24 protein-coding genes are annotated in these 26,703 nt (G+C 71.3%); 13 read left to right on the top strand and 11 right to left on the bottom strand.

Annotated features, from left to right (window positions below; all coding sequences use genetic code 11):
• Positions 1–20: 20 nt before the first annotated feature.
• The 3 genes from R2B38_RS01680 to R2B38_RS01670 form a co-directional block, all read right to left on the bottom strand.
• Positions 21–626 (bottom strand): hypothetical protein, encoded by a 606-nt coding sequence (locus R2B38_RS01680; RefSeq protein ID WP_318014585.1) that lies wholly within the window; start codon positions 624–626, stop codon positions 21–23.
• 224 nt (positions 627–850) lie between these two features.
• Positions 851–1,675 (bottom strand): MOSC domain-containing protein, encoded by an 825-nt coding sequence (locus R2B38_RS01675; protein WP_318014584.1) that lies wholly within the window; start codon positions 1,673–1,675, stop codon positions 851–853.
• 42 nt (positions 1,676–1,717) lie between these two features.
• The gene (locus R2B38_RS01670; RefSeq protein WP_318014583.1) at positions 1,718–2,152 is read right to left on the bottom strand and encodes a DUF6643 family protein; all 435 of its coding nucleotides are present in this window, start codon (positions 2,150–2,152) and stop codon (positions 1,718–1,720) included.
• Between the two features lie 298 nt (positions 2,153–2,450).
• Between R2B38_RS01670 and R2B38_RS01665 the strand changes: the two genes are divergently transcribed.
• Positions 2,451–3,764, top strand: a complete 1,314-nt coding sequence (locus tag R2B38_RS01665) for a TerD family protein (RefSeq protein ID WP_318021568.1) — start codon at positions 2,451–2,453, stop codon at positions 3,762–3,764.
• 4 nt (positions 3,765–3,768) lie between these two features.
• Here R2B38_RS01665 and R2B38_RS01660 read toward each other — a convergent pair whose 3' ends face one another.
• Complete coding sequence (locus R2B38_RS01660; RefSeq protein WP_411978550.1) at positions 3,769–4,935, bottom strand: glycosyltransferase; 1,167 nt, start codon at positions 4,933–4,935, stop codon at positions 3,769–3,771.
• A gap of 69 nt (positions 4,936–5,004) precedes the next feature.
• Between R2B38_RS01660 and R2B38_RS01655 the strand changes: the two genes are divergently transcribed.
• Both R2B38_RS01655 and R2B38_RS01650 read left to right on the top strand, forming a co-directional pair.
• Positions 5,005–5,790: a glutamate racemase gene (locus R2B38_RS01655; protein WP_033278534.1), complete on the top strand. Its 786-nt coding sequence runs from the start codon at positions 5,005–5,007 to the stop codon at positions 5,788–5,790.
• 105 nt (positions 5,791–5,895) lie between these two features.
• Positions 5,896–6,441 (top strand): hypothetical protein, encoded by a 546-nt coding sequence (locus R2B38_RS01650; RefSeq protein ID WP_318014581.1) that lies wholly within the window; start codon positions 5,896–5,898, stop codon positions 6,439–6,441.
• A 13-nt stretch (positions 6,442–6,454) separates the two neighbouring features.
• On the opposite strand, the gene R2B38_RS01645 is transcribed toward R2B38_RS01650, so the two are convergent.
• Entirely contained in the window at positions 6,455–7,522 is a 1,068-nt protein-coding gene (locus R2B38_RS01645; protein WP_318021567.1) for an O-antigen ligase family protein, read from the bottom strand.
• A 235-nt stretch (positions 7,523–7,757) separates the two neighbouring features.
• Between R2B38_RS01645 and lnt the strand changes: the two genes are divergently transcribed.
• From lnt to R2B38_RS01625, 4 genes are all read left to right on the top strand, one after another.
• Entirely contained in the window at positions 7,758–9,368 is a 1,611-nt protein-coding gene (lnt, locus tag R2B38_RS01640; RefSeq protein ID WP_318014580.1) for an apolipoprotein N-acyltransferase, read from the top strand.
• A 77-nt stretch (positions 9,369–9,445) separates the two neighbouring features.
• Positions 9,446–9,925, top strand: a complete 480-nt coding sequence (locus R2B38_RS01635; RefSeq protein ID WP_318014579.1) for an NUDIX domain-containing protein — start codon at positions 9,446–9,448, stop codon at positions 9,923–9,925.
• Positions 9,926–9,979: 54 nt separating this feature from the next.
• Positions 9,980–10,780 (top strand): 3-hydroxybutyrate dehydrogenase, encoded by an 801-nt coding sequence (locus R2B38_RS01630; RefSeq protein WP_318014578.1) that lies wholly within the window; start codon positions 9,980–9,982, stop codon positions 10,778–10,780.
• A gap of 77 nt (positions 10,781–10,857) precedes the next feature.
• Positions 10,858–12,810: a helix-turn-helix domain-containing protein gene (locus R2B38_RS01625; RefSeq protein ID WP_318014577.1), complete on the top strand. Its 1,953-nt coding sequence runs from the start codon at positions 10,858–10,860 to the stop codon at positions 12,808–12,810.
• Between the two features lie 46 nt (positions 12,811–12,856).
• On the opposite strand, the gene R2B38_RS01620 is transcribed toward R2B38_RS01625, so the two are convergent.
• Together R2B38_RS01620 and R2B38_RS01615 are read right to left on the bottom strand one after the other, a co-directional pair.
• Positions 12,857–14,269 (bottom strand): MFS transporter, encoded by a 1,413-nt coding sequence (locus R2B38_RS01620; protein ID WP_318014576.1) that lies wholly within the window; start codon positions 14,267–14,269, stop codon positions 12,857–12,859.
• Positions 14,270–14,405: 136 nt separating this feature from the next.
• Positions 14,406–15,200 carry an SDR family oxidoreductase gene (locus R2B38_RS01615; protein ID WP_318014575.1) on the bottom strand — a complete coding sequence of 265 codons (795 nt, stop codon included), beginning with the start codon at positions 15,198–15,200 and terminating at the stop codon, positions 14,406–14,408.
• Positions 15,201–15,479: 279 nt separating this feature from the next.
• On the opposite strand from R2B38_RS01615, the gene R2B38_RS01610 reads away from it, so the two are divergent.
• The gene (locus tag R2B38_RS01610; RefSeq protein ID WP_318014574.1) at positions 15,480–16,379 is read left to right on the top strand and encodes a hypothetical protein; all 900 of its coding nucleotides are present in this window, start codon (positions 15,480–15,482) and stop codon (positions 16,377–16,379) included.
• Positions 16,380–16,439: 60 nt separating this feature from the next.
• Here the strand turns inward: R2B38_RS01610 and R2B38_RS01605 are convergent, their stop codons facing one another.
• Positions 16,440–17,060: a TetR/AcrR family transcriptional regulator gene (locus tag R2B38_RS01605; RefSeq protein WP_318014573.1), complete on the bottom strand. Its 621-nt coding sequence runs from the start codon at positions 17,058–17,060 to the stop codon at positions 16,440–16,442.
• Positions 17,061–17,183: 123 nt separating this feature from the next.
• On the opposite strand from R2B38_RS01605, the gene R2B38_RS01600 reads away from it, so the two are divergent.
• Positions 17,184–18,293, top strand: coding sequence for an FAD-dependent monooxygenase (locus R2B38_RS01600; RefSeq protein ID WP_318014572.1), 1,110 nt, complete (start codon positions 17,184–17,186; stop codon positions 18,291–18,293).
• A gap of 31 nt (positions 18,294–18,324) precedes the next feature.
• Here the strand turns inward: R2B38_RS01600 and R2B38_RS01595 are convergent, their stop codons facing one another.
• A complete protein-coding gene (locus tag R2B38_RS01595; protein ID WP_318014571.1) occupies positions 18,325–18,621 on the bottom strand; it encodes a Dabb family protein in 297 nt (98 codons plus the stop codon).
• A gap of 178 nt (positions 18,622–18,799) precedes the next feature.
• Between R2B38_RS01595 and R2B38_RS01590 the strand changes: the two genes are divergently transcribed.
• The 4 genes from R2B38_RS01590 (at position 18,800) to R2B38_RS01575 (ending at position 24,661) form a co-directional block, all read left to right on the top strand.
• Positions 18,800–21,976 (top strand): AfsR/SARP family transcriptional regulator, encoded by a 3,177-nt coding sequence (locus R2B38_RS01590; protein WP_318014570.1) that lies wholly within the window; start codon positions 18,800–18,802, stop codon positions 21,974–21,976.
• 212 nt (positions 21,977–22,188) lie between these two features.
• Positions 22,189–23,589: an FAD-binding oxidoreductase gene (locus R2B38_RS01585; RefSeq protein WP_318014569.1), complete on the top strand. Its 1,401-nt coding sequence runs from the start codon at positions 22,189–22,191 to the stop codon at positions 23,587–23,589.
• A 6-nt stretch (positions 23,590–23,595) separates the two neighbouring features.
• A complete protein-coding gene (locus R2B38_RS01580) occupies positions 23,596–23,859 on the top strand; it encodes a zf-HC2 domain-containing protein (RefSeq protein ID WP_318014568.1) in 264 nt (87 codons plus the stop codon).
• Between the two features lie 232 nt (positions 23,860–24,091).
• Positions 24,092–24,661 carry a sigma-70 family RNA polymerase sigma factor gene (locus R2B38_RS01575; RefSeq protein WP_318014567.1) on the top strand — a complete coding sequence of 190 codons (570 nt, stop codon included), beginning with the start codon at positions 24,092–24,094 and terminating at the stop codon, positions 24,659–24,661.
• 462 nt (positions 24,662–25,123) lie between these two features.
• Here the strand turns inward: R2B38_RS01575 and R2B38_RS01570 are convergent, their stop codons facing one another.
• Complete coding sequence (locus tag R2B38_RS01570) at positions 25,124–26,134, bottom strand: zinc-binding alcohol dehydrogenase family protein (protein WP_411978549.1); 1,011 nt, start codon at positions 26,132–26,134, stop codon at positions 25,124–25,126.
• A gap of 181 nt (positions 26,135–26,315) precedes the next feature.
• Positions 26,316–26,678: a winged helix-turn-helix transcriptional regulator gene (locus R2B38_RS01565; protein ID WP_051800713.1), complete on the bottom strand. Its 363-nt coding sequence runs from the start codon at positions 26,676–26,678 to the stop codon at positions 26,316–26,318.
• Between the last annotated feature and the right edge of the window lie 25 nt (positions 26,679–26,703).

Raw genomic sequence — 26,703 nt, 5'->3', positions numbered from 1 at the left:
TGACCAGAGCCGGAAGGCTGTCAGCTGCCGGTGCCGGTCCTGCCCCAGTCCGGGCCCGCCCGCTCCCATGCCCGGTCCCAACGGGCGTACCTGCGGCGGACCATGCGCCACAGCACGAACCGTCTGCCGCTGTCGACGAGCCCGGCGGTCAGCAGTGCCGCGCCGAGCCCGGCGAGCACGGCGTGGGTCGTCGCCGTGGCCGAGTCCAGCGGGCGGGCCACTATGTGTCCCTGCTGGTCCGTCCAGAGCCTGAAGTGGTCACCCGCGTGCGGGGTGTTGAGGCTCGCCATCACCGCGCCGTGCTGGACGGTGCCGTCCGGGGCGGTCCAGTCGGCGAGGACCTTGCTGCGGATGTCCCGCGCGGTGGACGAGTCCGGATCGGGGTCCAGCTCGGCCCCCTTGAGCTTCTTGACCACCGTCGCGGTCACGGCGTGCCGGTCCGCGCGCTGCTCCCGCACCGACCGCTGCAGGCTGTCCTGCGCGACCGCGCCGACGAGTGAACCGATCACGGGCGCGGCGACCAGGACCAGCAGCAGGACCACGAGGGCCAGCCAGGCCTCGACCAGATCGGTCGCGCGACGCAGCGGATTGCGCCGCCAACGCCACACACCCCTGATTGCTCCCACCGTCCCGCACCCCCTTCCCGCTCCGTGATAACTCCAGGCGTGGCCGTTCACCCAAGAGCCCCGGCAAAGAGAGAGCGAAATCACCTCTCCCCGGGCCTCTCATGAACTTCTCACGGGATCTCAACGACCGGGCCCACGGGGAGGGTTCCCGCCTCGCGCGCTCTTCGGCGGAACGTCGTGCGCTCTGGGCGGAACTCCGCCTGCGCGCGAATGCGGAACTCCGCCTACGCGAGGATCCGGACCGGATCACCGACGCGGATCGTGCCGGTCGACCGGGGTACCAGGTTCTGCCCGAAGACGAGCTTGCCGCCGATACGGCGGTGCCGGGCCAGGGTGCGCAGGGGCTCCTTGCCGCGCTCGGCGGTGCCCTGGTCGGTGGTGGTCACGACGCAGCGCCCGCACTTCTTCGCGACCCGGAAGGCGACCTCGCCGATCGTGACGCCCGACCAGCCGTCCTCGGCCCAGGCGGCGGTGCCCGCGACGACCACATTGGGCCGGAACCGGTTCATGGGCAGCGGCCCCTCGGCGGGGTGATCCCCTTGCGCGACAAGGGAGTTGAGGGCGTCGAGGGAGGCCTCGGAGGTCAGCAGCAGCGGATAGCCGTCGGCGAAACCGACGGTCTCACCGGGAAGCGCGTACTCCGGGTCGACGGGTCTGCGCGTGGCGGGATCGTCCATGTGGACGAGACGTACGCGGAAGCCCAGATGGTCGCTGCACCAGATGTGCGCGGTGTCGGGCCCCGGCACCGCGTCGACCTTGGTACCGAAGATCTCCATCGCCACGGTGGTGACCGGCTCCGGAACGGGCACGGCCAGCGGGTCGTGGCCGGGCGCCGACAGACGAACACCGCCGCCGGGCAGAAGCTCGGCGGCGGCCAGTGCGAGACGCGGGTGCTCGCGTTGCGTGACGACCTTTCCCCCGTCGTCGATCAGCGCCCAGCGTCGGTCCCCGGCCAGTCCCCAAGGCTCCACGAGAGCCTCCCGGGGCGAGAAGCCCCGGAGCGCCTTGACCGGATGAACGTGGATCGACCGCAGCTCCGCATTCCCCATCGCTCCATCGTGCCAGGTGGCACCGACAACGCAGGGTGCGGATCAGTAGCCGCGGTACTGCTGCTGCTGGTTGTTGTACGGGTCCTGCTGGTACGGCGCCGGGGCCGGGCGGGGAGCCGCCGGACGCATCGCCTCGTAGCCGGCCGGAGCCGCCATCGGGCGCGGCTGCTGCTGTTGCTGCCCGGGGTAACCGCGCGGCGGGGCCTGCTGCGGGATGTAGGCGGCGGGCGCCTGCTGCAGCGGGGCGGGCTGCTGCGCCTGCGGATAGCCGTAGTTCTGCGAGGGACCCGCCGGCAGGGCGGGCAGTGCCGACGGCAGCGCCGGCAGGTTGCTCCCCGGCAAGTCGTACGCGGCGGGGACCCGGATCGGGGCGATCTGCGGGGTACCCCGCTCGGCCACGAGGGAGTCGTAGATCGGGGTGTCCGGGAAGGAGGCGGAGTAGTAGCCGCCGCCATAAGTGGAGCGGGGGGAGGTCATGGCACATAAGTTAAGCCCACGATGTGCTGGTTGGGGAGACCGATTAGAGGGTTGTTTTCCGTGTCGGGGGTGGCACGGGATCCCCAATGCGAGCGAACTTGCCAAAAAAGGGCATCGACCTGTGTTCGGATCGGGTAAAAGCCTAGTTCCCGGCGGGTTACCAGCGGTTGGCCGACGGTGTTGACGCGCTCCTGATGGGCGTTCGCCGCCCCGGGGAATAGGTTGTGCGGTAGACACCCGATGGGCTGCCGGGGCGTGTCCTGGCACGGTGAGACGTGATATGGGGGCAGACATGTCGATGCCGAAGGGATCGAATGTTCCGGTGCCGACGACGGCACTGCGCGTCGAATTGGGCTGGCGGTCCGGACCCGGCGTCCCGGACGCGGACGCCTCGGCCCTGCTGCTGGTCGGCGGGAAGGTCCGTTCCGACGGCGACTTCGTGTTCTACAACCAGCCGGCGCACTCCTCCGGCGCGGTCCGCCACGAGGGCAAGGGCACCGCCGGCGGGAAGGTGACCGACAGCCTGCTCGTCGACCTCGCGCGCGTGGAGCCCGCCGTCGACCGCATCGTCCTCGCCGCCTCAGCCGACGGCGGAACGTTCGGCCGGGTCCCCGACCTGTACATCGAGGTCCGGGACGCCGTACAGAACACCGTGGTCGCCCGCTTCGACAGCACGGGCGCGACGGTCGAGACCGCCTTCGTGCTCGGCGAGTTCTACCGCCGCCAGGGCGCCTGGAAGTTCCGGGCCGTGGGCCAGGGCTACGACAGCGGACTCGAGGGCCTGGCGACCGACTTCGGCATCACCGTGGACGAGCCGCAGCAGGCGACACCGGCCGCGACCATGGCGCCGCCGGCCGGTCCACCGGTGCACATGCCGCCGCCGTCCGGGCCGCCCGTGAACCTGCCGCCGCCGGTCCAGCCGCCCGTGACCATGCCGCCTCCTCCGGTGAACCCGCCCCCTTCGGTGACCCCTGTGCGGCTCTCCAAGGTGACGCTCACCAAGGCAGCCCCCTCCGTCTCGCTGACGAAGCAGGGCGGCACCTCGGGTGCCATGCGTGTGAACCTCAACTGGGAGGTGCGCAAGCAGTTCTCGGGCTGGGGCAGCAAGCGCGGCCGCGCGGTCGCGATGCACGCGGACCTCGACCTCGACCTGTGCGCCCTGTACGAACTCGCCGACGGCCGCAAGGGAGTCGTCCAGGCACTCGGCAACGCGTTCGGCTCCCTGCAGCGGCCCCCGTACATCCATCTCGACGGCGACGACCGCAGCGGCGCGTCGGCGAGCGGCGAGAACCTCACCGTGAACCTCGACCACATCAAGGACTTCCGGCGCATCCTCGTCTTCGTGACCATCTACGAAGGCGCCCGTTCCTTCGCCGACCTGCACGCCACGGTCACCCTCCAGCCGCAGCACGGCGCAGCGATCGACTTCTCGCTCGACGAGTGCACGGTGCCCTCCACGGTGTGCGCCCTGGCCCTGATCACCAACACCGGGGGCGACCTCGTCGTCCAGCGCGAGGCCCGCTACCTCGTCCCCGACCGAGGGGTGAGCCCACAGCGGACCGTCGACCGCGTCTACGGGTGGGGCATGAACTGGACCCCGGGTCGCAAGTGAGCCTTCAGCTCTCGTCGCCGACGACGGCGTCAGGACGCGTGTAGGTGCGGCCCTTCCAGGCCGCGCCGCGTCCCCTGTAGTGCTGCACCGCGGAATCGACGGTCATCAGGAGGTACAGAAACGCGGTGAACGGCAACAGGGGAGCGAGCCACAGCGGCTGCCCGTAGTAGCGGAGCATCGGGATGTACGTCCCCGTCATCACCAGCCACGCGAGGCCGCCGAGGACCGCGGCCCCCGTACTTCCGACGGCCAGACCGGTGAACAGGGCCAGCGGCGGCACTAGATACACCAGCGCCAGCCCGACGACGGTACCCAGCAGGAGCAGCGGGTTGTGCCGCAGTTGCGCGTACGCGCTGCGCGAGACCATCCGCCACAGGTCGTGCAGCCGCGGATACGGGCGCACGCTGTCCACCCGCTCGGCGAGCCCCAGCCAGATGTGACCCCCGCCGCCCTTGACGGCCCGCGCGAGCGCCACGTCGTCGATCACCGCCTGCCGGATAACGTCCGGGATCCGCGCCCGCTCGGCGGCGTCGGCGCGCAGCAGGACACAGCCACCCGCCGCGGCAGCCGTCCGCGCCGACTGCTTGCCGATCCGGCGGAACGGATACAGCTGCGCGAAGAAGTAGACGAACGCCGGTACCACGAGCCGCTCCCACAGGCTCTCCACGCGCAGCCGGGCCATCAGCGACACGGCGTCGAAGCCACCAGAGCGGGCCGCCGCCACCAACTCCCGCAGGCTGTCCGGGGCGTGCGCGATGTCCGCGTCCGTCAGCAGCAGGTACTCGGGGTCACGCGCGCGTGCCAGAGCGATGCCGTGCCGTACGGCCCACAGCTTGCCCGTCCAGCCCGTGGGCGGTTCGCCGGGGGAGTCCACGGTCAGCGGCAGCCCGCCGTGCCGGGACGCCAGCTCGCGGGCCAGTTCCCCGGTGCCGTCCGAACTGCCGTCGTCGACAAGGAAGATCTCCGCCCGCCCGGGATAGTCCTGAGCGAGGAGCGACGGCAGACTCTCGGGGAGTACGGCGGCCTCGTCGCGGGCCGGGACGACCACACAGACCGACGGCCAGACGTCCGGGTCGGTGCGGGCCGGGAGTCTGATGTCGGTGCGCCAGAAGAAGCCCTGACAGAGCAGCAGCCACAGCCAGGCGGCGAATGATCCGGCGGCGATCCACACGATGGCGCTCACGGGCGCAGTCTGCCCCACGGCGGCGGATCCACCGAGGCCATCGTCTATCGTGGCCGGGTGAAGATCGCGCTGATGGACTCCGGAATCGGCCTTCTGGCGGCCACCGCCGCGGTACGGCGCGTGCGCCCCGACGCGGATCTCGTGCTCTCCCTGGACCCCGAGGGCATGCCGTACGGGCCGCGGACACCGGAAGACGTCGCCCAGCGCGCGCTGGCCGTCGCCGAGGCCGCCGCCGCGCACCGGCCCGACGCCCTGATCATCGGCTGCAACACCGCGACCGTGCATGCCCTGACGGTCCTGCGTGAGCACCTGGAGCCCGGCATCCCGGTCATCGGCACGGTCCCGGCGATCAAGCCGGCCGCCGCCGGTGGCACGCCCTTCGCGATCTGGGCGACGCCCGCCACCACCGGCAGCCCCTATCAGCGCGGCCTCATCAAGGACTTCGCCGACGGTGTGCCGGTGACCGAGGTCCCGTGCTGGGGACTGGCCGAGGCCGTGGAGCACGGGGACGAGGCGGCCATCGACGCCGCCGTCGCCGCGGCCGCCGAGCTGACCCCCGACGATGTAACGACCGTCGTCCTGGGCTGCACCCATTACGAGTTGGTCGCCGAACGCATCCGCGCCGCTGTCCAGCGCCTCGACCGGCCGCCGCTCGTCCTGCACGGCTCCGCCGACGCGGTGGCCGCCCAGGCACTGCGCCGGATCGGTGAAAAGCCCGCCCCTGAGGCGCTGCCCGACGGCACCGTCACGGTGCTCCTGAACGGTCGCGAGGGCGCGCTGCCCGCTGCCGCGTCGGTCTACGCCGAGGGCCGGCTCCTGCGGGCCGTCACACCGGCCCACTGACCACGGCGACGCACGCGATCCTGTGCGTTCGCCGTGTCGCCCCACAAAACGGTCACCCTCCGCAACGCCGTACCCGCGCAGCGAAACCTGAGTAGTCTCGTAGGCATGAGGGACCACCCCCGCGACGAAACCTTCCCGCAGAGCGAGATCTGGACCGGCCGCGCCACCAACCGGTTCCAGTGGCTGCTGGCGCTCGCCGGTGCCGCCTGCATGGCGCTCGGCATCGAGCTGGCCGTGGACTCCACCTGGACGTCCGGCATCGCCCCGCTCGTCATGTCCGTCGTCGGGTGCATCGCGGCCGGGCTGCTCATGCTGTTCGGCACGCTCGCCTTCGTGCACGTCGGCCTGAAGGTGGACACGGAGTCCCTCGAAGTGCGCTGCGGCCACATCGGTGTGCCGCGCCGCCGCATCCCCCTCGCGAGCGTCGCCGGCGCCGAGTTCGCCCCGCACGTCACCCCGCGCCAGTGGGGCGGCTGGGGCTACCGCTGGCGGCCCGAGAAGGGCACCGCGGTCGTCGTACGGCGCGGTGAGGGCATCGTCCTGCGGCTGTGGGACGGGCACACGTTCACGATCACCGTGGACAACGCGGAGACGGCCGTACGGATCATCACGGACCGGCTGGCTCCGCCCAAGCCCGGCGCGGTGCTCTGACGTTCCTCGTCCGTCACGGGGCCAGTCGGTCGCCACGCGCGTGTGCGTCCGGCGCGGTGCGTGCGGCCTCCTCGGCGAGCGGGTGGGCCGTGGCCAGCCCGGCCAGGAAGCCCGCGCCGACCGACACCGAGGTGAAGCTCAGCGCGTTGCCGACCGCGGCGACGATCGCGAGCCCCGTCAGCGCGGCGCCCGCCGTGAGCGCGATCGGCGTGGAGCGCGTGGTGCGCCACAGCGCGTGCAGCACCCAGCCGTAGGCCGCCGCCAGCAGGAGCACGCCGACGATTCCCTGCTCGGCCGCCAGCTGAAGCGGCGCCGAGTGCGGCTTGCCGTCCGGGAGCAGGGCCTCGGCCGCCGCGCTGCTCAGCTCTCCGAAGCGCCCCGGACCCACCCCCAGGGCGGAATCCTGGTGCGCCATGTGCAGGGCGTCCTGCCACAGCTGGACCCGGTGCGGGGTCAACTGGCCCTCCAGGGAGGCGGTCAGCCCGTCCGGGAGCACGTTTCCGGCCACGGCCCAGGTCGCGCCGGTCACCAGCGCCGTGGCCAGGCCCAGACCGGCGATGCCCAGACCCCGGCGCCGCATGCGGCCGGCGGCGAGCGAGCACAGCAGCACCGCCGTGCACAGGACGAATCCCGAGAGCGAGCCCAGGACGGCCGCGACGACCGTGATCCCGGCCGCCAGCAGCCGCAGCGCGAGCCGCAGGGGTGGTGTCGGGGCGGCCCAGGCCGAGCAGCAGGCGGCACCCACGGCCAGGGTCAGCAGGGCCGCGGTCGCACCGGCGTGGCCCAGCGGTACGGCGAACTGGGGGCCCGGGGCGAGATGTGGCTCCGCCAGCGCCATACCGAGCCCGGCCAGCGCCCCCACACAGGGCGCGGCGACCGGTACGAGCGCTCCGGAGATCCGCCCCGACGCGTAACCGGCGGCGACCGCCAGGACCGCGAGCAGCACGCCCTCGGGCCGGCCGTCGTGCATCGCGGCGGTGATCAGCGACCACGCGGCACAGGATCCGAGCACCGCGATGCCCGCCGCATCGGAAACGTTTCGTCTTTCACTGTCGGCGTCCGGACCGGTCGCCGCCGCCATCCCCGTGGAACCCACCCCGCCGCCCCCTGAACCGGGCCTCCCCGACCCGTGACCGGCCCCGGCCGTCCTGGCCTGGACCGACCGCACGACAGGGGCTCCGGCACACCGTAACGGCTGATGACCGATTTGTGGACGAGTTGCGCAGGAACGATGCTGCTGCGGCCCTGCTCAGTGCCCCGGGCCGCCATCCGGACCGTGCTGTCGGCGCCGGGGAAGACCGCCGTACACTCCCGGAGTGACCGTCACCGCAACTTCCGCGGGCGAGTCGGACCAGCTGGAGCCGCAGGCCGCGCCCACATCGCGCCTCGCCCGCCTCGTCCGTCTGGTCCCGGCCGCCGTAGCCGCACTCTCCGGAGTGCTGCTCTACGTCAGTTTCCCGCCGCGCACCCTGTGGTGGCTGGCGCTGCCCGCGTTCGCCTGTTTCGGGTGGGTGCTGCGCGGCCGCAGCTGGAAGGCGGGCCTCGGTCTCGGCTACCTCTTCGGCCTCGGATTCCTGCTGCCGCTGCTGGTGTGGACCGGCGTGGAGGTCGGCCCCGGGCCCTGGATCGCGCTGGTCGTGGTCGAGGCGATCTTCGTCGCGCTGGTCGGCGCGGCCATCACCGCGGTCTCGAAGCTGCCCGCCTGGCCGCTGTGGGCGGCGGCACTGTGGATCGCCGGTGAGGCGGTACGCGCGCGTGTCCCCTTCCACGGCTTCCCCTGGGGCAAGATCGCGTTCGGCCAGGCGGACGGCGTCTTCCTGCCGCTCGCCGCGGTGGGCGGCACCCCGGTCCTCGGTTTCGCCGTCGTCCTGTGCGGCTTCGGCCTGTACGAGATCGTGCGCCTGGCCCTGGAGACCCGCGACACCCGTGTCGTACGGCGGTCCGCCGCTGCCGTGGCGCTGCTGAGCGTGGCCGTACCGGTGGTCGGCGCGGTCGCGGCGCGGGGGCTGGTCAGCGACAAGGCCGAGGACGGCACCACGACGGTCGCGGTCATCCAGGGCAACGTCCCGCGCGCGGGACTGGAGTTCAACGCCCAGCGGCGGGCCGTGCTCGACTACCACGTCAAGGAGACCCTGCGGCTGGCCGCGAAGGTCAAGGCGGGCAAGGTCGCCAGGCCCGACGTCGTCCTGTGGCCGGAGAACTCCTCCGACGTCGACCCCTTCGCCGACGCCCAGGCGTACACCGACATCGACGCGGCGGCCAAGGCGATCGGCGCGCCCATCTCGGTCGGCGGTGTCGTCGAACGGGGCGGCAAGCTCTACAACGAGCAGATCCTCTGGGACCCGGTGAAGGGTCCGACCGACACCTACGACAAGCGGCAGATCCAGCCGTTCGGCGAGTACCTCCCGATGCGCTCACTGCTCGGGGCGATCAACAAGAACTGGACCAGCATGGTCCGCCAGGACTTCAGCCGGGGCACCAAGCCGGGCGTGTTCACCATGAACGGCGCCAAGATCGGCCTGGTCACCTGCTACGAGGCCGCCTTCGACTGGGCCGTCCGCTCCGAGGTCACCGACGGCGCCCAGCTGATCTCGGTGCCGAGCAACAACGCGACCTTCGACCGCAGCGAGATGACCTACCAGCAGCTCGCCATGTCCCGGGTCCGCGCGGTCGAACACAGCCGGACCGTCACCGTCCCGGTGACCAGCGGCGTCAGCGCGATCATCATGCCGGACGGGAAGATCACCCAGAAGACCGGCATGTTCGTCGCCGACTCCCTGGTCCAGAAGGTGCCGCTGCGCTCCTCGGAGACCCCGGCCACGAAGCTCGGCATCCTGCCCGAGATGGCCCTGGTGCTCGTCGCCGCGGCCGGTCTCGGCTGGGCGGTCGCCGCCGGTGTGCGCGGGCGGCGCGCGGGCGACGTGTAGCCGTACGCCTGCTGTACGCCCGCCGTGCGCACGGTAGTTCGTGGGGTAGCCATGGATCGTCCCGTTAGGGTCGGAGCATGGCTACTCCTGATTTCATCCGTACGATCCGGGCCTCCGCGGGGCATCAACTGCTCTGGCTTCCCGGGGTCAGCGCCGTCGTCTTCGACGACGCGGGTCGCGTCCTGCTGGGCAAGCGGGCGGACAACCACGAGTGGGCGTTGCCCTCCGGCATCCCCGAGCCCGGTGAGCAGCCCGCGGTCTGCGCGGTGCGCGAGGTGTTCGAGGAGACGGCCGTCGAGTGCGTCGCGGAACGGGTCGTCATGGTGAAGGCCGGGGGACCGATCAGCTATCCCAACGGTGATGCCTGCCAGTTCATGGACATCACGCTGCAGTGCCGGGCCGTCGGTGGTGAGGCGGCGGTGAACGACGACGAGTCGCTGGAGGTCGGCTGGTTCGAGCTGGACGCGCTGCCCGAGCTCAGCGATCACCAGCTGTTCCGGATCAAGCAGACCCTGGCCGACGCACCCACATGGTTTGACACCACGAGTACCGACTGAAGTATGTGCTCGACCCATATGCGGTAGGGCGGAGACGCTGTCTAGGCTCGCCCCATGACCGTGCCCAACGCCCTCCCGGGGCCCCACGCGAACCTCCTCGACCTCAGCGGCCGTACCGCCCTCGTCACCGGCGCCGCCGGCGGTATCGGCCGCGCCTGCACGCTGCGGCTGGCGGCGGCCGGGGCGAAGGTCAGAGCGGTCGACATGGACGCCCCGGGACTCGCGGAGCTCGCCGAGCAGGCGCAGGGCCTCGCGGGCACCGTCGAACCGCACGTCCTCGACCTCACCGACCTGGACGCCGCCGAGCACGCCGCCGCCGGCACGGACGTCCTGGTGAACAACGCGGGGCTCCAACTGGTGCGCCCCATCGAGGAGTTCCCGCCCGACGTCTTCCACACGGTGCTCACCGTGATGCTGGAGGCGCCCTTCCGGCTCATCCGCGGCGCCCTGCCCCACATGTACGGGCAGGGCTGGGGGCGGATCGTCAATGTGTCCTCCGTCCACGGGCTGCGCGCCTCCGCCTTCAAGTCCGCGTATGTGGCCGCCAAACACGGTCTGGAGGGACTCTCCAAGACCGCCGCCCTCGAAGGCGCACCCCACAACGTCACCTCGAACTGTGTGAACCCCGCCTATGTGCGCACCCCCCTGGTCGAGCGACAACTCGCCGACCAGGCACAGGCCCACGGCATCCCCGAGGAACGCGTGCTGACCGAGGTGCTCCTGCAGGACAGCGCCGTCAAACGGCTCATCGAACCGGAGGAGGTCGCCGAGGCCGTCGCCTATCTCTGCGGCCCGCACGCGTCCTTCGTCACCGGCACCTCGCTGGTACTGGACGGCGGCTGGACCGCGCACTGAAGCACCGGGCGCGCAGGCGATTCTCGAGTTATCCACAGGCCTGACCGGCCGGCCCGGCGATGGGGAATCCTGTGAGCATGTCCAGCGATCACGTGCAGTCCGCCGAGCGCTCCGCCACCGCCACCGGTGCCGCAGCGCGACCGAGCAGTGCCGAGACGCCGTTCCTCGACCTGCTGGCCCGGGGCGCCTCCGCCGACGCCTACGAGCAGCCGGTGCTGCTCGCCCGCGCCGACGGAAGACCGGCCGAGGCGATCGCCGGGCTCGAACACGCCAAGGTGCTCGCGCTGCGCGTGCGTTCGGAGCTGGAGGGACGCCGACGGCGCGAGGCCGAGCTGTCCGCGCTCTTCGAGACGGCCCACGACCTCGCCGGACTGCGCGACCTCGACGCCGTACTGCGGGCGATCGTCCAGCGCGCCCGGTCGCTGCTCGGCACCGACATCGCCTATCTCAGCCTCAACGACCCGGCCAGGGGCGACACTTACATGCGGGTGACCGAGGGCTCGGTCGCGGCCCGCTTCCAGCAGCTGCGGCTGGGCATGGGGGAGGGGCTCGGCGGACTCGTCGCACAGACGGCACGGCCGTACGTCACCGACGACTACTTCAAGGACGACCGCTTCCAGCACACCCTCACCATCGACACCGGGGTGCGGGACGAAGGGCTGGTGGCGATCCTCGGGGTGCCCTTGATGCTCGGGCACCGTGTCATCGGGGTGCTGTTCGCGGCGGACCGGCGGGCGCGGGTCTTCGAGCGGGAGCAGATCGCCCTGCTCGGCTCCTTCGCCGCGCTCGCCGCGGCCGCCATCGACACCGCGAACCTGCTCACCGAGACCCGCTCGGCCCTCGCCGGTCTGGAGCGTGCCAACGAGATCATCCAGGACCGCAGCGGAGTCATCGAGCGCGCGTCGGACATCCACGACCGGCTGGCCGAACTCGTGCTGCGCGGCGGTGGAGTCCACGACGTGGCTGCCGCCGTCTCCCAAGTCCTCGACGGAGCGGTCGAGTTCACCGAGATCGACGCCACTCCCACGAAGGCGCTGGAGGCGTCCCGCGTCGAAGGCCACGCGGTGCGGCACCGGGACGACTGGATCGCCGCCGTGGCCGCGGGCGGCGAGCTGCTCGGCGCGCTCGTGCTGCGCGGGCACCCCGGACTCGACCCCGTCGACCAGCGCACCCTGGAGCGCGCCGCGATGGTCACCTCCCTGCTGCTGCTCGCCCGGCGGTCGGCCGCCGAGGCCGAACAGCGCGTGCGCGGCGAGCTGTTGGACGATCTGCTCGACGCCCGTGACGGTGACCCACGGCTGCTGCGGGAGCGTGCGTCCAGACTGGACGCCGACCTGGACGCCACCCATGTCGTCCTCGCCGCCCGGCTCGACGGCACCGCCGCCGACGCAGACCAGGAGGCCGCCGCCCGCAGACGCCTGTGGTCCGCCGCCTCGCACCTCGCCGGGACCCGGCACGGACTGGCCGCCGCCCGCGACGGCGGCACGGTTCTCCTGCTGCCCCTCGATCCCGGCGCCACCGCCACGGACCTGGCCCGTCGCACCGCCGCCCACCTGGGAGCGGCGGTGCACGAAGCGGTCACCGTCGGCGCCTCCGCCCCCGTCGAGAAACCCGGCGCCCGGCCCGACGCCGTGGTCGCCGCCTACGAGGAAGGGCGCCGGTGCCTCGACGCCCTGCGGCTGTTGGGCCGTACGGGAGACGGCGCCGCCGCCGAGGACTTCGGCTTCCTCGGACTGCTCCTTGCCGGGGACCGGGACATCGGAGGCTTCGTCGAGCGGACCATCGGGCAGCTCGTGCGGTACGACGAGCGGCGCGGTACGGATCTGCTGCGCACGCTGGACGCCTACTTCGCCTGCGGCATGAGCCCGGCCCGGACGAAGGACGCCCTGCACGTCCACGTCAACACCGTCGCCCAGCGGCTGGAGCGGGTGGGCCGGCTCCTCGGCGAGGACTGGCAGGAACCAGGACGTGTGCTGGAGATCCAACTCGCCCTGAGACTAAGGAGGTTGGCTGCTCCGGCGCGGCCGTGACCCGCGTAGGCGCGGGGCGTACGAGGGTCGGTGCCGCGCATGGTGGTCAGGCGGTGCGGGCGTCCGCGGCGTCCTTCGCGGGAGCGGTCGTCGCGGCCCGGTCGTCGGTGGCGGACTCGATGTCGGTCAGGTCGCGGTGCCGGGTCTCCTTGGCCATGCCCACCGCGATCAGGGTCAGGACGACCGCCGCGATCACATACAGGGCGATCGGGGTCGAGCTGTCGTAGTCGGCCAGCAGGGCGGTGGCGATCAGCGGGGCCGGGGCGCCCGCAGCGACCGAGGCGAACTGGGCGCCGATGGAAGCGCCGGAGTACCGCATCCGGGTCGCGAACATCTCGGAGAAGAAGGCGGCTTGGGGCGCGTACATCGCGCCGTGCAGGACCAGGCCGACGGTCACGGCGAGGACCAGGTCGCCGAAGTCGCCGGTGTCGATCAGCGAGAAGAAGGGGAACATCCACAGCCCGATGCCCACCGCGCCCAGCAGATACACGGGCCGGCGTCCGATCCGGTCCGACAGTGCGCCCCAGGCCGGGATGACGGCGAAGTGCACGGCGGAGGCGATGAGTACGGAGTTCAGGGCCGTCTGTCGGGAGACGCCGGCCGAGGTGGTGGCGTAGACGAGGATGAAGGCGGTGATCACGTAGTAGCTGATGTTCTCCGCCATGCGGGCGCCCATCGCGACGAGGATGTCGCGCCAGTGGTGGCGCAGTACGGAGACGAGCGGGAGTTGCTCGGGGCCGGTGCCGCGGGCCGTTGTCCGGGCGGCGGCTTTGCGGGCCTCGGCTTGGGCCAACGCCTCCTGGAACACCGGGGATTCGTCGACGGACAGCCGGATCCACAGACCGACGGCGACCAGGACACCGGAGAGCAGGAACGGGATGCGCCAGCCCCAGCTGCCGAAGGCCTCGTCCGAGAGGACGGCGGTGAGCAGGGACAGTACGCCTGTCGCGAGCAACTGCCCTGCGGGGGCGCCGGTTTGGGGCCACGACGCCCAGAAGCCGCGTCGGCGGGCATCTCCGTGCTCCGAGACGAGCAGGACGGCTCCGCCCCACTCGCCGCCGAGCGCGAAGCCCTGGACCAGGCGCAGCGCGGTGAGCAGGACCGGGGCCGCCGCTCCGACGGTCGCGTGGGTCGGCAGCAGCCCGATCGCGAAGGTCGCCCCGCCCATCAGCAGCAGGCTCAGAACCAGCAGTTTCTTGCGGCCGAGCCGGTCGCCGTAGTGCCCGAAGACGAGGGCGCCGAGGGGGCGGGCCGCGAAACCCACCGCGTAGGTGAGGAAGGAGAGTAGGGTGCCGACGAGCGGGTCGGAGTCGGGGAAGAAGAGTTTGTTGAAGACGAGCGCGGCCGCGGAGCCGTAGAGGAAGAAGTCGTACCACTCGATGGTGGTGCCGATGAGGCTGGCGGCGACGATGCGTTTGAGGTTGGCGGGGGGTGGGGGAGCGGGGGTCGCGGAGGCCATGTGCGCCACTTCCTTGTGTGCCGTGGGGACGGGTACGTGATGGCACACGGTAGGAAGGGGCACGTCAGCGGCACATGTGGTGGGACACCATAGTTCTGGGGGACGAGGTGCGTGCGGCGACTATGAGTTGAGGGCGCTAGGGCAGGATCGAGTCGATGTATCCGCCGTCGACGCGCAGGGCTCCGCCGGTTGTGGCCGAGGCCTGGTCGGAGCTGAGGTAGACGACCATGTGGGCGATCTCCTCGGGCTCGATCAGCCGTTGCAGGAGGGACTGCGGCCGGTGCTTGCGCATGAACTCGCGCTGGGCCTCGTCCCAGGGCAGGTCGCGGTCGACGAGTTCGTAGACGAAGTCCTCCACGCCACCGGTGTGGGTCGGGCCGGCGATGACCGAGTTGACCGTCACGCCCGTGCCCGCCGCCTGCTTCGCGAAGCCGCGACTGACAGCGAGGAGCGCGGTCTTGGACATGCCGTAGTGGATCATCTCGGCCGGGATGACGACCGCCGAGTCACTGGCGATGTTCAGGATCCGGCCCCAGCCGCGCTCCGTCATGCCCGGCAGGTACACGCGGGTCAGCCGTACCGCGGCCAGCACGTTCACCTCGAAATAGCGCCGCCACTCCTCGTCGCTGATCTCCAGCGGGTCGGCGGAGCCGAAGATGCCCAGGTTGTTGACGAGGATGTCCACCTCCGGCAGCGCCTCCAGGACGCGCTGGGCGCCCTCCTCGTCCGCGACGTCGGCGGCCACGGGAACGAAGTCCGCGCCGGGGACCTCCGCCGCGAGCCGCGCGACAGCCTCCGCGACCCGTTTCTCGTCCCGGCCGTTCACCCCGACCCGGGCGCCGGAGCGCGCGAGTCCGGCGGCGATCGCGGCGCCGATGCCCTGCGTCGAGCCCGTCACCAGGGCCGTGCGTCCGGTCAGATCGATCTGCATGTGGAACCAGTCCCCTTGTGTCTCTGCGCGGTCTTGTTCGTCCTGTGTGATGGCACGTCTGCTGTCAGCCTGGCGGCAGGGTGATCGGGCCGCCACTTCGGCCGATACGGACGGGCGCGGTGCTGCTCGTGGCCGGGTACCGCCCGCCTCAAAAGTCCGGACCTGAATTCGACCCCTTGGTGAACCTCCCCGTATCCCTGTGCGTAGCCAGTGCGGTGCCCGCGGCGATCCCGTGGGCGCGTACCCATCGTCGACGGACAGGAACGGATGGACTCAATGATGAGATCTAGGACCGCGACGCGACTCCCGCTCGACCGTCCCGCCCGCTCGCTCACCAGCCGCGGGCGCGCGTTCGGCGTGGCGCTGGCACTCGGCGCGTTGCTCGCGTCGGGGGCGACAATGACCCTCGCCGCTGAGGCAGTTGCCGCGACGGGTGACATCAAGTGCCCGTCCGCGGACTGTGTACGGATCGCGCCGGCGGCCGGTTCACCGGTCGCCATCGCCTCCGACAACGCCGGCTCGCTGTATCTGGCGTACTCGGGAGGCGATCTGCTCAAGCTCGACCTGGCCACCGGAGCGCTCGACACGGTCACCACCGGGCTCGGCAACCTCCGCGGGGTCGCCGTCGCCGACGGCAGCGCGTACATCACCGCCTTCGACGGCACGCTCCAGCAGGTCACCCTCGCCACGGGCGCTCGCCGTACCCTGGCCGCCGGCCTGCCCTCGCTCTTCGGCGTGGCCCGCTCCGGCACCACGACCTATGTCACCGACGGCAACGGAGAGATCGTCGCCGTCCCGGACGGCGGGACATCGCGCGTGGTGGCCACGGGGCTCGGCTTCTCCTACGGCCTCGCGTTCGACAAGGCGGGACTCGCCTACACCGCGGACATGGGCCAGGGCCGCATCCTGCAGACGAACGTGGCCACCGGTGCGACGCGGGTGCTGGCCAGTGAGGCCTACGAACCCACGTCGATCTCGGTCGGCGGCGACGGCCTGGTCTACTTCATGGTCGGCGACGAGGTGAAGCGGGTGAACGCCGCCACCGGGGTGCAGTCCCACGTCACCAACCTCCTCGGCATCAACGGCTTCAGCTTCTCGCTGACGGCGTCCGGGGAGGCGTACATGGCCGGTGGCGCAGGCGACGGTCTGTGGCGGATCTCGGGCCTGACGTCGCGATGAGGCAGTAGGCGCCAGTGACCAGGGAAGGGTGCCCGGCGGGTTTTCCGCCTGCCGGGCGCCCTACTCGGCCGTGTGGCGCAGTCCCGCCAGGACCACGTCCGTGATCCTCTCCGCCTCGGCGCGGGTGAAGGGGCGCAGGCCGCGGCTGACGTACAGGTGGACCGGACCGGTCAGCATCTCGGCGAGGAAGTAGCCGTCGACCGGGGGCAGTTCACCGCGTGCCACGGCACCGTCCACGACCTGCTGGAGTCGGGCCAGACGCTGCTCGAAGATCCGGTTGACGGGCAGGGCGACCTCGGGGTTCTCCCCGGCGTCCTGGATGGCGCGCCGCATGGCCCGGCCGGTCGTGGTGGACAACAGGCCGGCCAGGCCCACCAGGTAGTCGACCAGATCGTGGCGGAGGTCCCCGGTGTCCTCCAGTTCCACCGAGCCCGCGTACTGGAGCAGTGCCGCGTTCACGAGCCCCTCGCGGTCGGGCCAGTTGCGGTAGACGCTCGTCTTGTGCACGCCGGCCAGTTCGGCGACCTCCTCGTAGCGCAGGGCGGCGATGCCGTCCCGTGCGACGAGGTGCAGCGTCGCCTCCAGGATCCGGGCACGGGTGCGGGCCGTACGGCCCCCCGGCCGCCGCGCGGTCACCGGCTCTGATGCGTCGTCTGTGTCCTGCTCTCGGGTTGCCGTCACACCCTCACCCTAAGGCTTAACGCAACAGATTGACGTGTTAGCTTTAATGCAACAGGTTGGCGCTTTTAGCTGCTCGGCGAGCCGTCCGCGCAGCACCCCGCAATCGACCGAACAGGACTCCCCGTGAACATCCTTGTCTCCGGCGGCGGCATCGCCGGTCTGGCCACGGCACTGGAACTCGGCGCCCGCGGCCACCAGGTGACCCTCGTCGAACGCGTCGCACACCTGCGCGTCACCGGCGCTCCGATCGACGTCCGCGGCGACGCCGTCGAGTTCGCCGGCGGCATGGGGGTGCTGCCCCAGCTCCGTGAGCAGCGCATCCGGATGGCTGAGCACGGCGTGTTCGTCCATGCCGACGGTTCCGTGGCCGCCCGTCTGCCGGTCGAGGAGATGAGCGATTCCGGAGACGACATCGAGATCGCGCGTGAGGACCTCGCACGGACTCTCGCCGCCGCACTGCCCGCGTCGACAGACGTCGTCTTCGGCGACTCCGTCGACACGCTCGCCGACGACGGCGACGGCGTCGACGTCCGCTTCGTCTCCGGCCGCGCCGGACGCTTCGACCTCGTCGTGGGTGCCGACGGCCTGCACTCGGTCACCCGCAGGCTGACCTTCGGCCCGGAACGCGACCACCTGCGCCACCTGGGCCTCTACGTCGCCCTCACCGACCTGCCCGCCGAAGCCCGGGCCGACGACCGGACCAGCCCGTTGTACAACTACCCCGGCCACCTCGCGAGCATCGCCCGCTACAGGAACAAGGCGTTCGGCGTGTTCCTCTTCCGCTCCGGGCTCCTCGACTACGACCACCGCGACCTCGACGCCCAGAAGAAGATCCTCCTGGACGCCTTCGCGGGACACCCCGAGTGGAAGATCCCGCAGCTGCTGGACGCGGTCCGCGCCGATCCCGAGTTCTACTTCGACTCGGTCAGCCAGATCCACATGCCCACCTGGCACCGCGGCCGTATCGCCCTGGTCGGCGACGCCGCGCACTGCGCGGCGCTGCTCTCCGGCCGCGGCACCTCACTGGCCATCAGCGGCGCGCACTTCCTGGCCGAGGAGCTCGAACACGCGGGCGGCGATCACACCGTGGCGTTCGAGCGCTACGAGCAACGCCAGCGCCCCTACGTCGAGTTCGCCCAGAACAGCGTCACGGACGGGGGCGAACTCATCGTGCCCTCCACGCGTGAGGCGATCGACGCCCGCAACGCGAGGCTCCAGGCCGGCGCCGCCTGACGGCGGTACCGGGCCACGGCCGTCGCAGGCCTCAGATGTGGATGTCGACGACCACCCACGTGGCGTGGTGCATCCAGTGGGCGATCGCGGCCAGGTGCGCGGGGTGGTTGAAATAGCGCTGGAAGGCGGCGGTGTCGTCGAAGAGGCTGTTCAGAGCGAAGTCGTAGGAGGCGGGTGTCTCGTCGAAGACGTGCCATCCGACCTCCCACTGGCGGATCTCGGGGATCTCCCGGTCGAGTCTCCGCACGAGTTCGAATCCCTCCGTGACCTCGGGGGATTCGCGCGTGAGGCCTTCGTTGAGCTTGAAGAGGACGATGTTCCGGATCATTTCCGCTCCTGATGCCGTGTCGTGCCACGTCGAACTCGGTGAACGGTGACGGCTACGGCGCGTCCCACGACTTGGTTCACCGCGAGGGACCTCGACGGACGTCGACCCGGAGCGCCGGCTCTGCGACGCGCCGACGAGCCCTTCGGGGCTTTCGGCCGGCCACGGCAGGATGGCGGGCATGCGTTTTCGACTGCTCGGCCGCCTGGAGCTGGTGACTGCCCACGGCGCGGTCGTCCCGCCCGGCGCCGTGTCCCGGGCGATCGTGGGACGGCTGCTGCTCGCCCGCGGGGCGGTCGTACAGCGCGACACCCTCGTCGACGAACTGTGGGAGGAGCGCACGACCAAGAACCCGGTCGGCGCCCTCCAGGTCCAGATGGCCAAGCTGCGCGCGGCGTTCGCGGCGCGGGGCGAGGACACCCGCCTGCTGTTCGACCACGGCGGCTATCGGATCGTCCTGGGACCGCAGGACGAGATCGACGTACCCGACTTCGAGGCCGCGGTCCGCGACGGGCGTGAGCATCTGGCGGCGGAGGAGTACGAGAAGGCCGGGAGCGAGCTGCGGCGGGGGCTGTCGATGTGGCGCGGCCGCGCGCTGGACGGCCTGGAGGGACGGGTCTTCGAGACCGAGCGGACCCGCCTCGAGGATCTGCGGCTGGGCGCTCTGGAGGACGTGGCCGCCGCGGGCCTCGAACTCGGCCGCGCGAAGGAACTGATCCCCGAGCTGCAGGCCCTGCTGTCCCTCGCACCGCTGCGCGAGCGGTCCCGGGCCCGACTCATGCTCGCGCTCTACCGTTGCGGGCGGTTGGCGGAAGCGCTGGAGGTCTACGACACGGGGCGCCGGCTGCTGAAGTCCGAACTCGGTGTCGCTCCCTCGGAGGAACTGCGTTCCCTGCACGGCGCGATACTCCGCCACGATCCGTCTCTCCAGGGGCCCGAGCCTTTCCGGCAAGGGCACGAGTCGACTCTCCGAGGGACGGTCACCCTGCCCGACCGACCGCCCTCGCCGCGCACAGACGCCCGGGAGCCGACGTCCGTATCCGCATCCGCCTCCGTCTCCTGTGAAGGCAACCTGAGCCGACCCCTCGGCCCGTTCATCGGCCGGCGCAAGGAACTGGCCGCGCTGTGCGAAGTCGTCGGCCGGGAGCGGCTGGTGACCGTGCTGGGACCGGGCGGCGTCGGCAAGACCCGGCTGGCGCTTGAGGTGTGCGCGCTGGTCCAGCCGTCCCGCGGCAACGTCTGGTGGGTCGACCTGGCCCCGGCCGACGACGTGAACGTGCTCGCGGTGGTCGCCTCCGCGCTCGGCCTGTCCGACACCGCCGTCCGGCCGGACCAGCCGCCGCACGACTATGTGCACCGGCTCACCTCGTTCCTGGCCGGACGCTCGGCCGTGCTCGCCCTCGACAACTGCGAGCACCTGCTCGACGCCGTGGCCCCGCTGGTGGCGACCCTGCTGGGCCGGTGTCCCGAACTGACCGTCCTGACCACCAGCAGAGCGCCGCTGGAGGTCGCGGCCGAGGTGCTGTACCCGCTCGCGCCGATGCCGGACGAGGAGGCCGCGGACCTGTTCGGCACCCGTGCCGCGATGATCGACCCGTCCTTCGCCCCGGACGCGGCGGCCCTGTACGACATCCGCCGGCTCTGCCGCAGGCTCGACGGACTGCCGCTGGCGGTGGAACTCGCCGCCGCGCACGTCCGGCTCCTGACCGTCCGGGAGATCGAAGCCCGCCTCGACAACCGCTTCACCCTGCTCATCAAGGGGGAGCGCACCGCGCCCGCCCGACACCGCACCCTGCGCGCCGTCCTCGACTGGAGCTACGCCCTCCTCGACACCACCGAACAGCGGCTGCTGACGGAACTCGCCCTGTACGTGGGCGGCTGCTCCCTCGACATCGTGGAAGCGGCGACTCCCCTGCCCGGGGCCGACAGTGCCGAACTGCTGCACGTCCTGGGGCAGTTGGTCGACAAGTCCCTGCTCGTCCCGGTCTCCACGCCCGACGGCAACCGGCTGCGGATGCTGGAGACGGTCCGCGCGTACGCGCTCACCCGGCTCCGGGAGGAGGGCCGCGCACCGGAGGCCGAGGAACGGCTCATGACGTGGGCCGCCCGCTTCGTCCGTGACGGCAGCGCGGGACTCTCCTCGCCCGACCAGCGGGAGTGGGCCAGGCGCCTCACCGAGGAGTCCGCCAACATCAGGGCGGCATCGGACCTGATGACAGCCAGGTCCAGGCAGGCCGAGGCCCTGCTGCTGGAGGCACGGCTCGGCTACTTCTGGTTCATCAGCGGCCGCGAGGAAGAGGGAATCGACCGCCTCCAACGCAGCCTTCAGGCCTACGACGCGACAGCGGGCCGGCGGACCACGGAGCCCACCGAGGACGACGAATGGGCGCTCTTCTACACCATCGCCTGGCTCACCTGGCTCCACCACGTGGCCGGACACCACACGGAAGCCAGTTCCTATGTGGACAGGCACAAGGAGGCATGGCACCACGCGAAGAACCCCGACCTCGCCGTCCTGGGCCGCTGCTACGACGCGCTCCACGCGATGCTCAACGGGCACGACGACGTCGAAGAACGCTTCGCCGCGGGGGAAGCCGCCGTGGTGGACACGGAATTCCACTGGGACCGGGCGGTCCTGCAGACGAACTGGTCGACCTACTGCCTCCAGCACGGGGACACCGAGGGGGCCCGGCGGCACGGGCTGATCGCCGTGGCGGCGTCGCGCGCCGCCGACGACGACTTCGCCCGGGTCTTCTCCCTCACCCTCTGCGGCGACGCGGACGAGAGCGACGGCCTACGCGCCCGGGCCCGTGAGCAGTGGACCGAGGCGGCCCGGATCCTGCGTGCCGTGGGGGCGCGTACCCGCTGGGCGTATGTACTGCTCAGGCTGGTCTGCATGGACATCACCGAGCGGGAGTTCGCGTCGGCCGAGCAGCGGCTGGCGGACGTGAGCCGGCTCGCGGACGAACTGAGTGCCGACGATCTCCAGGCGGCGGTGGCCAACCTGCGCGGGGTGCTGGCGGTCCGGGCCGGTCGCTTCGCGGACGCGGAGCGGATCCTCCACGGGGTCTGGCACTGTCCGGCAGCGCCGCCCGACCGCAGAGCCGTAGCGGCCGTCGGTCTCGCGGTCATCGCGACCTTCGGCCCGCCGAGCCCCACCGCCCCGGACGACGCGCGGGCCTGGATCGACCGGGGGCGCCAGACGCACGCCGGACTGCTGGAACCGCTCGCCCGGCACGCGGTGGGCGTGCTGCTGGACAGGCTGGACGCCCACCACGGGACGAACCGGCCGGGCGGGACGCACCCGCGGTGCGACTGGCTCGCGGACAGCCCCTCCGTGCTGGCCGCCTTCAGCTGAGCGACTCCGGCCGCGGCGGGCGGGGTCGGCCACGAGTCGTACGCGGACAGTGAACCTCTTCGGGGTGTGCGCCGTAGCAGCGACCAGACGGCACCTGGTTCCCGGGATGTCTCCGTCGCCGTGTCGCGTTGCGTCAGGTCGCGGAGCCGTGTCCATCGCTGTGCCAAGTGACCGTCGGACAGGGCCGGTTCTCCGACGAAAGGCACAGCACCATGACCGAGTACCAGGGGCGGATCGTTCTCGGAGAGGACACCGTCGCCGAACTGGCCGACCGGATCGAGGGATCCGTGTTCGCCCCGGACGACGCGGGCTACGCGGGCGCGATCGCGGGCTTCAACTCGCGCTCGCGGCACCGGCCTTGCCTCGTCGTCGCGGCGGCCGGCGCCGCCGATGTGCGGGCCGCGGTCGGTTTCGCCGCCGCGCGTGACCTGCCCGTCGGGGTCATGGCCACCGGGCACCAGCCGTTCCCCGCCGAGGACGACTTCCTGCTCGTCACGACAGGTGCGATGCGCGCCGTCGAGATCGACGCCGAGCGTGGCGTGGCCCGGGTGGCCGCGGGCGCGCTCTGGTCGGACGTCGTGGAGCCCGCCCAGGCGGAGGGACTGGCACCGCTGAACGGCTCCAGCCCCCTGGTGGGAGCCGTCGGCTGCACGCTCGGCGGCGGACTCAGTCCGTTCCTCGGCCGGTCCTACGGCTGGGCCGCCGACCACGTCGTGGCGATCGAGGTCGTCACACCGGACGGTGAACTGCGGCGCGTATCACCGGAGTTGGAGCCGGAGCTGTTCTGGGGCCTGCGCGGCGGACGCAGCAACTTCGGGATCGTGACCGAGCTGGAGATCAGGCTCTTCCCGGTAACTTCCTTCTACGGCGGCGGAATCTACTTCCCCGCCGAGAACGTCGAGGCCGTCCTCCGCGCCTTCCCCGAGGTGGTCCGCGACGCGCCCGACGCCTTCACCTGCTCAGTGGCGCTGCTCAACTTCCCGTCGGTACCGGAGATTCCGGAACTCCTGCGCGGCCGCTTCCTCGCCCACGTCCGGGTCACCCACCTCGGCTCCGACGAGGAGGCCGAGAAGCTCATCGCGCCCTTCCGGGCCATCGGCGAGGGCGTCATCGACACGGTCGGCCGTCATCCCTACGGCGCGTACGCCCTCGTGCACACCGACCCGGCCGATCCCTTCCCGTACGAGGAACAGGGCGCCCTGCTGGCCGAGTTGCCGGCGCGAGCCGTCGAATCCCTCGTGGAGAGCGCCCAGTTGGCGGCAGGCGGACTCGTCACGGTGCTGGAGATCAGGCATCTCGGCGGGGCGCTGGCCCATCGGCCGGTCGCGGCGAGCCCGATCGCGGCCCGGGACGCCGTGTTCACCGTGTGGGGAGCGACCGTCGGACCGCCGGAGGTCGTCGACGCCGGGACGGCCATGCTCGGCGGGATGGTCGAGCGGCTGAGTCCCTGGTCCACGGGGCTGGCGTACACGAACTTCGCCGGGCGGGACGACCGGGCGGAGAACGTGTTCACCGCCGAGGACCTGGAACGGCTGCGTGTCCTGAAGCGGTACTACGACCCGCGCAACCTGTTCCGGGTCAACAACCACAACGTCGCTCCGGAACAGCGGTGACCTGCGGTGAACTGCGAGCAGGACAGACCCGAACTGGCCGCGTACGCCCTGGCGGCCCTCGATCCCGCGGACGCCGTACGTGTCGACGGCCATGTGCGGGAGTGCCCGGCGTGCGCGGCCGACGTGGACGGGCTCCGCTCCACTCTCGCCGCCGTCCGGACCCTGCCCGGCGAGGAGATGCTGGGCGACTGGTCAGGCAAGCTCCCCGGACTGCGGGAGGCGGCGGTCCGCGCCGCCCTGGCGGAGATCCCGGGGGTGGCCGGCTCCTGAGCGACCCCGGCACCCCGGCTCCCACCCGCCCGTAGGGCATGTCCGCGTGCTCGGCGGTGGCGCCCTTTCCCGTGCCTTTCGCGCAGCTGTCCTGCGTCTGTCCTCGCGGACGCGGGCCGGGCAAGCGGAGATCAAGCCGCCGGCAAGAGGTCCACCCGAAGGTTTCCCCGTTCAGCTTTCAACGAATTGGCGCGCCGTGCATCGACCCACGGCGCATCGGGGGAACGTGGCAATGAGGCACAACACAGGAATCCGGGACGTACGGCCGGACCGGACCGGCGCACCGCGCGACAGGGCGCGCGACGAGGCGTTCATCCGCGCCGTCTACGACAAACACGGGGTGTTCCTGCTGAGGGTGACCACCGGACTGCTCTGGGGCGACAGCCATCAGGCCCAGGACCTGGTCCAGGAGGCCGTCCTGCGCGCCTGGCAGAACGCCGGCATCCTCGATCCCGAGGCGGAGGGCATCCGGCCGTGGCTCGTCACGGTCGTCCGCAACCTCGTCATCGACGGCTACCGGGCCCGCAAGGCCCGGCCGCCGGAGACGATCGACACCGCGCTGAACGACATGCCCGGACCGGAGTCCATGGAATCGGCCCTCACCAGGAAGATCGTGCGCGAGGCCCTGGCGGACCTGACCCTGCAGCATCGCGAGATCCTCGTCCACGTCGAGTTCCTGGACCGGTCGGTGGCCCGGACGGCTCAGACGCTGGGCATACCGCCGGGCACGGTCAAGTCCCGAACACACCTTGCCCTCAAGGCACTTCGGGCTGCGCTGGCCGAGCGGGGGTACACCCCGTGAGCGGCCGGCGATGCTGAAAGAGCGTGACGCCCGCCCGGAACACGGAGAGGGAGCGCCGACGACCTCGGCGCTCCCTTTCTCGGCACACGGTCCCGTCATGACGGACGGATATACCCCGTTACCGAGCCACCCGGTCCGCGGCGGTCTCACGCCGGGCCGCCCGCTGACGCGCTTCCTCCACCGCGTTCCGCTGCTCCGCGGTGAGGCGGTTCATCAGCCGTTCGTTGTTGACCCAATCGTTCAGAAGGGCGTGAGAACCCCCCAGGCTCAGGGAGTACGCCCACATACTTCGCCCCCGCCTGGTTCCGTTCCATTCATGTGCCCAGCTGAGCAGGTGGCCTATTCTCTGCTCCTGCGTGAACCTCATCAATTGCATGCCCGTCACCTTTCTATGGTTACGAGAAGGCCTGCTCTTCATCCGCTCTGTAAACGGAGCGAGGAAGAAGGAGGTTCACAGCGGACTCAGAATCCGGTGAGCGTCACCTTGCCGATGGTGCTGCCGGACTCCAGGATGCGATGCGCCTCGCGCAGGTGCTCGGCGTTGACGGTGCCGAGGTCCCGCGTGGCCGTGGTCCGCAGGGCGCCCTCGTCCACGAGCCGGGAGATCCGGTCGAGGATGTGGTGCTGCGTCACCTGGTCCGGGGTCTTGAACAGCGAGCGGGTGAACATGAGTTCCCAGTGGAAGGAGATGCTCTTCGCCTTCAGCAGGCCGATCTCCACGGGGCCGAAGTCGTCGATGGCGATCAGCCCGCCGAACGGCTTGAGCATGTCGGCGTACGCGGCGAGGTTCCGGTCCGTCCCCGCGGTGCCGAAGATGTGGTCGATCCCGCCGGGCGCCACCTCGGCCACCTGCTCCGGCAGCGGACGGTGGTGGTCGACCACATGTGTCACGCCCATACGACGGGCGAACTCGACGGTCTCCGGCCGGGAAGCCGTGCCGATCACGGTCAAGCCGGTGAGGGCTCGGGCCAGTTGAGCGACCATGGCCCCCACACCGCCCGCCGCCGCGGTCACCAGCAGCGTGCCGGTCTCCTCCGAGGCGCCCTCGCGCAGACCGAGGCGCTCGAACAGCCCTTCCCACGCGGTGAGGGAGGTCAGCGGCAGCGCCGCCGCCTCGCCGAAGGAGAGCGTGCGGGGCTTGTGGCCGACGATGCGCTCGTCGACCGTGTGGAAGCGGGAGTTGGTGCCCGGCCGGTCGATCGCGCCGGCGTAGAAGACCTCGTCGCCGACCTCGAACAGCTCGACCTGCTCACCGACCGCGACGACCGTGCCGGCGGCGTCCCAGCCGAGCACCTTGAGCTCGCCGCCCGGGTCGTTGCTCTGCCGCACCTTGTAGTCGACGGGGTTGACCGCGACGGCCTCCACCTGGACCAGCAGATCGTGGGGACCCGGCTGCGGCACGGGCAGTTCGACGTCCACCAGGCTCTCGGCGTCGTCGATCGGCAGGCTCTTGCGATACGCGACGGCGGGCATCGTCGCCGACTGCCGGGTCTCACTCATCATGGATCTCCTCGACTCGTGCGGTGGGCCGACGAGGACCGGCGGCCACGACCCGCAAGGTACCTATCGGGAGGTAGTAACCATCAAGGGATCCTGCTTCCCAATGGAAACCATCCAGGTAGGAAAGGTGCGAGGAGACCCGCGTGTCGTGAGGTCAGGCGGATTCCGGGAACCGGTCGATGTTCTGCTCCACCCAGCTGCGCAGATGGGAGAGCGGGGCGCAGGCGTCCTTGCCGAGGGGGGTCAGGCTGTACTCGACCCGGGGCGGGACCTCGGCGTAGATCTCGCGGTCGATCAGGCCGTAGTCCTCCAGGCGGCGCAGCGTCTGGGTGAGTACCTTGGGGCTCACGCCCTGGAGCCGGGCGCGCAGCGCGCCGAAGCGCTGGGGTCCGTCCTCGAGGGCGCCGAGTGCGAGGGCGCTCCACTTGTTGGCGAGCAGGTCCAGCATGTCGCGGCAGGGGCAGGCCGCGGAGTAGACGCTCTTGGGGTCGTCGCAGAGGCCCGATGTCTTGGTCATACTCCAACAGTACCCAATGGGTACT

The organism is Streptomyces sp. N50, assembly GCF_033335955.1.
In the GTDB taxonomy this organism is placed as follows: Bacteria; Actinomycetota; Actinomycetes; order Streptomycetales; family Streptomycetaceae; genus Streptomyces.
The sequence above is the reverse complement of the archived record's forward strand: the minus strand, read 5'-3'. Positions and strand labels throughout refer to the sequence as shown.

Coding starts and splice junctions, on each gene's coding strand:
- R2B38_RS01635 (WP_318014579.1), top strand. CDS start 9,446: ATGGCTACTCCTGATTTCATCCGTACGATCCGGGCCTCCGCGGGGCAT.
- R2B38_RS01565 (WP_051800713.1), bottom strand. CDS start 26,678: ATGACCAAGACATCGGGCCTCTGCGACGACCCCAAGAGCGTCTACTCC.
- R2B38_RS01585 (WP_318014569.1), top strand. CDS start 22,189: ATGACCGAGTACCAGGGGCGGATCGTTCTCGGAGAGGACACCGTCGCC.
- R2B38_RS01595 (WP_318014571.1), bottom strand. CDS start 18,621: ATGATCCGGAACATCGTCCTCTTCAAGCTCAACGAAGGCCTCACGCGC.
- R2B38_RS01590 (WP_318014570.1), top strand. CDS start 18,800: ATGCGTTTTCGACTGCTCGGCCGCCTGGAGCTGGTGACTGCCCACGGC.
- R2B38_RS01615 (WP_318014575.1), bottom strand. CDS start 15,200: ATGCAGATCGATCTGACCGGACGCACGGCCCTGGTGACGGGCTCGACG.
- R2B38_RS01630 (WP_318014578.1), top strand. CDS start 9,980: ATGACCGTGCCCAACGCCCTCCCGGGGCCCCACGCGAACCTCCTCGAC.
- R2B38_RS01620 (WP_318014576.1), bottom strand. CDS start 14,269: ATGGCCTCCGCGACCCCCGCTCCCCCACCCCCCGCCAACCTCAAACGC.
- R2B38_RS01670 (WP_318014583.1), bottom strand. CDS start 2,152: ATGACCTCCCCCCGCTCCACTTATGGCGGCGGCTACTACTCCGCCTCC.
- R2B38_RS01610 (WP_318014574.1), top strand. CDS start 15,480: ATGAGATCTAGGACCGCGACGCGACTCCCGCTCGACCGTCCCGCCCGC.
- R2B38_RS01675 (WP_318014584.1), bottom strand. CDS start 1,675: ATGGGGAATGCGGAGCTGCGGTCGATCCACGTTCATCCGGTCAAGGCG.
- R2B38_RS01570 (WP_411978549.1), bottom strand. CDS start 26,134: ATGCCCGCCGTCGCGTATCGCAAGAGCCTGCCGATCGACGACGCCGAG.
- R2B38_RS01650 (WP_318014581.1), top strand. CDS start 5,896: ATGAGGGACCACCCCCGCGACGAAACCTTCCCGCAGAGCGAGATCTGG.
- R2B38_RS01645 (WP_318021567.1), bottom strand. CDS start 7,522: ATGGCGGCGGCGACCGGTCCGGACGCCGACAGTGAAAGACGAAACGTT.
- R2B38_RS01665 (WP_318021568.1), top strand. CDS start 2,451: ATGCCGAAGGGATCGAATGTTCCGGTGCCGACGACGGCACTGCGCGTC.
- R2B38_RS01625 (WP_318014577.1), top strand. CDS start 10,858: ATGTCCAGCGATCACGTGCAGTCCGCCGAGCGCTCCGCCACCGCCACC.
- R2B38_RS01575 (WP_318014567.1), top strand. CDS start 24,092: ATGAGGCACAACACAGGAATCCGGGACGTACGGCCGGACCGGACCGGC.